General features: G+C 58.0%; 4 protein-coding genes and 1 pseudogene. 2 read left to right on the top strand and 3 right to left on the bottom strand.

From position 1 onward, the window contains the following. Positions 1-97, top strand: a pseudogene (locus CKW26_RS28225) (IS110 family transposase); the annotation flags it as partial. Positions 98-193: 96 nt separating this feature from the next. On the opposite strand, the gene CKW26_RS28220 reads toward CKW26_RS28225, so the two are convergent. Then, a complete protein-coding gene (locus tag CKW26_RS28220) occupies positions 194-1,018 on the bottom strand; it encodes an SDR family oxidoreductase (protein ID WP_095050989.1) in 825 nt (274 codons plus the stop codon). 35 nt (positions 1,019-1,053) lie between these two features. Then, on the bottom strand, positions 1,054-1,518 hold the full coding sequence (locus tag CKW26_RS28215; protein ID WP_095050988.1) for a multidrug transporter: 465 nt from the start codon (positions 1,516-1,518) through the stop codon (positions 1,054-1,056). Between the two features lie 178 nt (positions 1,519-1,696). Between CKW26_RS28215 and CKW26_RS28210 the strand changes: the two genes are divergently transcribed. Further along, the gene (locus CKW26_RS28210) at positions 1,697-4,531 is read left to right on the top strand and encodes an RHS repeat domain-containing protein (protein ID WP_095050987.1); all 2,835 of its coding nucleotides are present in this window, start codon (positions 1,697-1,699) and stop codon (positions 4,529-4,531) included. A gap of 282 nt (positions 4,532-4,813) precedes the next feature. Here CKW26_RS28210 and CKW26_RS28205 read toward each other — a convergent pair whose 3' ends face one another. Next, the gene (locus CKW26_RS28205; RefSeq protein WP_095050986.1) at positions 4,814-6,265 is read right to left on the bottom strand and encodes a mannose-1-phosphate guanylyltransferase/mannose-6-phosphate isomerase; all 1,452 of its coding nucleotides are present in this window, start codon (positions 6,263-6,265) and stop codon (positions 4,814-4,816) included. Positions 6,266-6,379 lie beyond the last annotated feature (114 nt).

Raw genomic sequence — 6,379 nt, 5'->3', positions numbered from 1 at the left:
CACCACGCAGGCGTTGGTGATGCTGGCTCGCAAACTTGCTCGGGTGGTATTCGCCTTGCTGAAAGGGCAAAGCGAATACCAGACAAAAGTCAGTTGAGGGCTTCCCCTCAACCATAGAATCTCCCACAGGGGACCTTCGGCATGACAGATATCCAATGTGTGCGAGCCTGCTCGCGAAAGCGTCAACCCGGTCTCAGAGCTTTGCGCGCAACCCGAACCGCTTCATCAATGTCCACTCCAGCAACCCTTTAGGCAGCAACGCCGCCAACAACGGCAACGCCCGGCTGCCATTACCAATACGAACCCGCCGTGGCGGTTTGCTCTGCTGCACAGCCTTCAACAGTTCAGCGGCAAACTCACTGGCCGGGGTCGGCTTGTCCTGCGACGCCTTGGCCCGCGCGCGAATGCCCTCACGCAGTGGAAACCACGGCGATTGTTCATTGATCAACTGCTCAGCTTCATGCCCGGCGTTCTTGGCAAAACTCGACTGGATCGCCCCCGGTTGAACTTCCATAACGCGAATGCCGAACGGTGCGAGCTCCATGCGCAGTGCATCGCTCAACGCATGCACCGCCGCTTTCGATGCGCAATAGGCACCGGCGAACGGCGTGACCAGAACCCCTGAAACACTGCCGATATTCACCACCAGACCCTTGGCCCGGCGCAGCACCGGGAACAGCGCGCGCGTGACCCCGACAATCGAAAACACGTTGGTCTCGAACTGGCGTTGCATCGCCGGCACGCCGCCGTCGAGCAGAGGCCCCATGGCGCCATACCCTGCATTGTTGATCAGCACATCGAGGCCGCCGTGTTGCTGGTTGATCCGCTCGCCAAGCTGCTCCAGCGCCACATTGTCATTGACGTCGAGTTGCACGGCGGTGAACCCGGCCGACGCCAGCAACGCCACGTCTTCAGCCTTGCGCGCACTGGCCCAGACCTCGTAGCCAGCAGCTTTGAACGCATCGGCGAGGGCGCGGCCGATGCCGCTGGAACAACCGGTAATCAACGCAACGGGCATGGCGCTTTCCTTGTGCAAAAAATCGTGGGAGGGGATCAGTCGGAGAAGCTACCTTGCAATCGCTCGGCGCGAAACTCCAGGGTTTGCGGGCGATAACCGGAGCGTAGCGGCGGCATCGGCAGGCAGTCTTCCCAGTCGCCGCCGGCCTGCAATTCGCCGGGGCCACGATAGCGCGGGGCGGTGTATTGGTTGTCGGCCAGATTGACCGTGTCGCCCGGCGCGTAGGCAGCGATGCGCCAGCGCAGTTCGGTCAGGGGCACGTCGTTGCCGTTTTTCATTTTCAGTTGCAGCGGACGATCGGCCGGGCATTGTTCCGGGGCGTAAGCGATACGCATCTCAAGACGCGCCAGTTGCTTGACCTCGCGGTTGTCCAGCCACACCACCCACATGGCCACAAAACCCAGGCCAATCGCCGCCGCCACCGAAACCGGCAAAGCTTTGGCCGGGTAGCGCAACAGCAGGATCAACCAGGTGATGACCAGCAGAATGCCGATGAACATGTTGGAACGCTCCTTGAGTTCGTGCACACCATCCTACCGAAGGGCTGTCGGAATGGACATTCGGCTGTCAAACCACTGCACCGTTGGTCGGGACTGTAATTTCTGACAGTTGGCATGTGCGCCTCGAGTTGCTTTGCTACTGGCAGACAAAAGGACGCTATGGTTGCGGAGGGATATCGTGGGCGTGCATAGCAAAACACCGTCACTGCTGGTGCGCGACCCGCGTGGACTGTCGATACGTACGGTCGATTATTGGTGCAGCGAAGAGATTGGCCCGGCTCAGGCTCTGGTGCACCGCACCTTTCATGATCCGGCGGGGCGGCCGGTCGCTCAGTGGGATCCGCGGTTATGGACCCTGCACGCAGACGATTCGCTGGTCCGCGCCAACCTGACCACGGTGTTTGCGTTGAGCCGACAAGTACTGCGCTCGGACAGCGTTGATGCCGGAAGGCAAATCGCCTTGCCCGGGCTCGCTCAGCAAGTGCTGTTCGAGTGGGACAGCCGCGGTACCTCGCGCGAAGTGCAATACGATCAGTTGTTGCGTCCGATGGTGGTATTCGAAGAAGGACAGACCCAACCGCGACGCTGCGTCGAACGTTTCCTGTACGGCCAGCCCGGCGTCGCTGACCCGGTCCGCAACCAGCTCGGGCAACTACTTCGCCATGACGACCCGGCGGGCAGCGTGTTGTTGGAAGCCTTTGCCATCAGCGGTCAATGCACTGAAAACATCCGGCAATTCACGCAGGATCCGGTGACTCCTGACTGGCCCGAATCGGTGGCTGAACGGAGCCGGTTACTGGAACCCGGCGAGGGGGCAACAACCCTATGGCGTTTCGGGCCGCTGGGCCAAGTGATCGACCAGCTCGATGCACGGGGCAATCGCCAAGGCAGTGAATTGTCACTCGATGGGCGCTTGCGGGCCAGTCACCTGCAATTGAAGCACCAATCTGAACCGCGAACGCTGGTGAGCGATATCCGCTATAACGCGCAGGGGCAAGTCGAGTACGAACGGGCGATTAATGGCGTCGTGACGACATTGACTTATCGACCCGAAGACGGTCGCTTGCTGAAGCGCTACGCCGCCAACAGCGCTGGTGAAGCATTGCAACATTTGCTCTATGACTATGATGCGATGGGCAACGTACTGAGCATTGAGGACAAGGCCCTGCCGATCCGCTATTTCGCCAATCAACGCATCGATCCGATCAGTCGTTTCAACTACGACAGCCTTTATCAGCTGAGGGATGCAACCGGCTGGGAGGCGGGCTCTGCGAGCCAAGGCCCAGCCACCATTCAACGTTTCGATCCGGCGGCGCTGAGTAACTACCGCCAGACCTACCGCTACGACGAGTCCGGCAACCTGCTGGAGTTGACTCATGTCGGCGTGCGTAACGGTCGCAAGATGAAAGCCTCTCTTTTCAGCAATCGCTGTCTACCTTACAGAGATGATGTTCCGCCCACGGAAGATGAAATCACGGCGGCATTCGATCCCCGAGGCAACCTGCGGGCACTGGAGCCTGGGCGGCCACTGATGTGGAGTCTGCGTAATCAACTGCAGTCGGTGACTCCTGTGGAGCGGGGCGATGAGCGCAATGATGTTGAACAATATGTCTACGACGGTGGAGGCTTGAGGGTGCGCAAAACTCGCTCGTTGCAGACAAACATCCGTGGCCTGGTTTACGACGTGCGCTATTTGCCAGGACTGGAACTGCGCAGCAACACCGGTACTGCAGAACAGCTGCAAGTGATCATCGCCGAGGGTGTACTCAACAGTGTGCGCGTGCTGCATTGGGAAAGTGCACTGCCCGGTAGTGCCAATGACCATTATCGCTACAGCCTTACTGATCATTTGGGATCGACCAGTCTGGAACTGGGCAAGGATGCCCGGATTATCAGTCAGGAAACCTTTGATCCCTTCGGTGAGACGGCGTGGAGCAAGGACACCGAAGTCAGTTACAAAACCATTCGTTATTCGGGCAAGGAACGGGATGCGACGGGGCTGTACTGCTACGGTTATCGCTATTACATGCCTGGCTTGCAGCGGTGGCTTAACCCGGATCCGGCGGGTGCTATCGACGGTCTTAATCTGTACCGGATGGTGCGCAACAATCCGCTGACTTACAAGGATGCGGATGGAGCCGAAACCCGAAAAAAACAGGCCAACGGTTTATGGACGCCAGTGCTCGCGGTCGGCGCGGATCGTGACATTCCAGGGGCGGTTCCTGTTGATGCAGGTAAAGCGCACAACTCGGTGTCGTTCACCGCCAAAGCGACCAATATTCGCGAGGCGTTAACGGTTCCGCAATTCAGTCAACAGACCGTCAATACCGACTTGTTCATGCCCCAAAAGGCTGGGTATTCCAAGGACATCGCTTCGCAACTTGCGAAGAAGCAGGGTGGCGCCAGCTTGATATTTTCCATGCAGCGAATAAGTTACAGCGGCCCTGTACGCGGAGAGTTCAATGCGATCAAGGTTGTCGATATTCCTGGCGGGGAAATACCTGACCAATCCAGCGCCGTGTCAGGTTATTGGGTGGCTCAGGGTGGTTATATCGACATACCGATGCATCCAAAGGGGACCGAACCCGAATACGTTTTTACGCCCGGGTTCAGTGGTTGCTCGCTGACCGTCGATCAGCTGAATGACAACACTTTGAGGGTACGGCATGTTGAGGGTAATAAAGAGGCAGACCAATACAATCGCTTGTCATCAGCCGATCATGGAATGGGCATGAGTGTGGCCATGGAATACATGGACTATGGCTTCGATAATGAAGGTGGCAAGGTCGTAACCCAACTAACTGCTTTCGCTTTCATGAAGTACGAACCCAAAACCAAGTCTTGGGATATCCACTATCAGAGCAGTCAGGGGGCGGCAACGATCGGGGTTTATTCCAGAGAACGAAAACTGTTCGGAGGATCGAAGTCCTTTGCCAGTGTGATGGAGAAACCGAAGGTGCGAAGGACGATGAGCAAGCAAGCGGTTACCGTCCGCGCACGCCCACACGGGTAAAACAACTGCCTGAATCGATGTGGCGAGAGTCGCAAAGCATAAACATCAGCGCCGCGTAAAAATGTTGAATCGGGGAAAGAGATTTTCGCGCTCCTGTCCTCATGACTCAACACGGAGGAAAAAACTGTCAGTCAGCGATACTTCGTATTGATCAATCGGGACGCTGTCGAAAAAAGGGCAACACTGTTCAGCTCGGTAGCGTTTTAAAAAAAGCCCCCGCCCAACCCGCTGCGGATAGGGGACGCAGCGGGCTGGACGGGGGCTTCTTGTTTTATCGATCAGTTATTGCGCGATGGTTTTCACCGACACGCCGCGTTCGATCGGGGTGGAGCGGCCGTAGATATCTTCGAAGCGTTCGATATCGTCTTCACCCAGGTAGCTGCCCGATTGCACTTCGATGATTTCCAGCGGGATCTTGCCCGGGTTGCGCAGGCGGTGCACCGAGGCGATCGGGATGTAGGTCGACTGGTTTTCGCAGAGCAGGAACACGTTTTCATCGCAGGTCACTTCGGCGGTGCCGCTGACCACGATCCAGTGTTCGGCGCGGTGGTGGTGCATCTGCAGCGACAGGCACGCGCCCGGTTTCACCGAGATGTGCTTGACCTGGAAGCGCCCGCCCATGTCCACCGAGTCGTACGAGCCCCACGGACGGTAAACCTCGCAGTGGTTCTGGGTTTCGCTGCGGCCTTGCTCGTTGAGCGTGTTGACCATCTGCTTGACGCCCTGAACCTTGTCTTTGTGGGCGATCATCATGGCGTCTTTGGTTTCGACCACGACGATGTTTTCCAGACCGATCACCGACACCAGTTTGCCGTTGCCGTGGATCATGCAGTTCTTGCTGTCCTGAATCACTACATCGCCTTTGGTGACGTTGCCGTTGGCGTCCTTCTCGTTGACTTCCCACAGTGACGACCAGCAACCGACATCGCTCCAGCCAGCGGTCAGTGGCACGACGCAGGCGCGCTGGGTTTTTTCCATGACGGAGTAGTCGATGGAATTGTCCGGGCAGCAGGCGAAGGTGGCTTCGTCGAAGGTGATGGTGTCGGCGTCCTGATGGCTGCGCTCAAGGGTCAGCAGACAGGTGTCGTAGATGTCCGGGTCGTGCTTTTTCAGTTCTTCGAGGAAGCGGCTGGCGCGGAACAGGAACATGCCGCTGTTCCAGTAGTAACCGCCGGACTCGACGTACTCAGTGGCACGTTTGACGTCAGGTTTTTCGACGAAGTGCGAAACGCGGCTGACGCCTTCGGGCAGCAGCGAATCGCCGGTGGATTTGATGTAGCCGTAACCGGTTTCCGGTTTGGTCGCCGGCACGCCGAACAGCACCATTTCGCCGTTTTCGGCGGCAACGGTAGCCAGGGCCAGAGCACGTTGCAGGGCTTTCTGGTCTTCCAGTACGTGGTCGGCCGGCAGTACCAGCATCAGTTCGTCACGGCCTTCATTGACCAGCATCATCGCGGTCAGCGCCACGGCCGGCGAGGTGTTGCGGCCGAACGGTTCCATCAGGATGCGCTGGCATTCCAGTTTGCGATTGGCCAACTGCTCGTTGACGATGAAGCGGTGATCCTTGTTGCAGACCACGATCGGGGTGTCCATGCCTTCGAACACCAGGCGCTCGAGGGTCTGCTGGAACAGGGTGTGTTCGCCGGTCAGGGCGAGGAATTGCTTAGGGAACTGCTTACGCGAAAGCGGCCAGAGACGCGAACCGCTACCACCTGACAAGATCACCGGAATCATATTGTTTACTCCATAAAATCGATTGGTTAGAGGCACGAACGCTGTGTCGTTTCACTCTTGTTTTTGTCTCGTACCGAGAGGCCGCCGCATTCCCCTGTAGGAGCTGCCGAAAGC

Source organism: Pseudomonas sp. Irchel s3h9 (assembly GCF_900187475.1).
Classification (GTDB): domain Bacteria; phylum Pseudomonadota; class Gammaproteobacteria; order Pseudomonadales; family Pseudomonadaceae; genus Aquipseudomonas; species Aquipseudomonas neuropathica.
The sequence above is the reverse complement of the archived record's forward strand: the minus strand, read 5'-3'. Positions and strand labels throughout refer to the sequence as shown.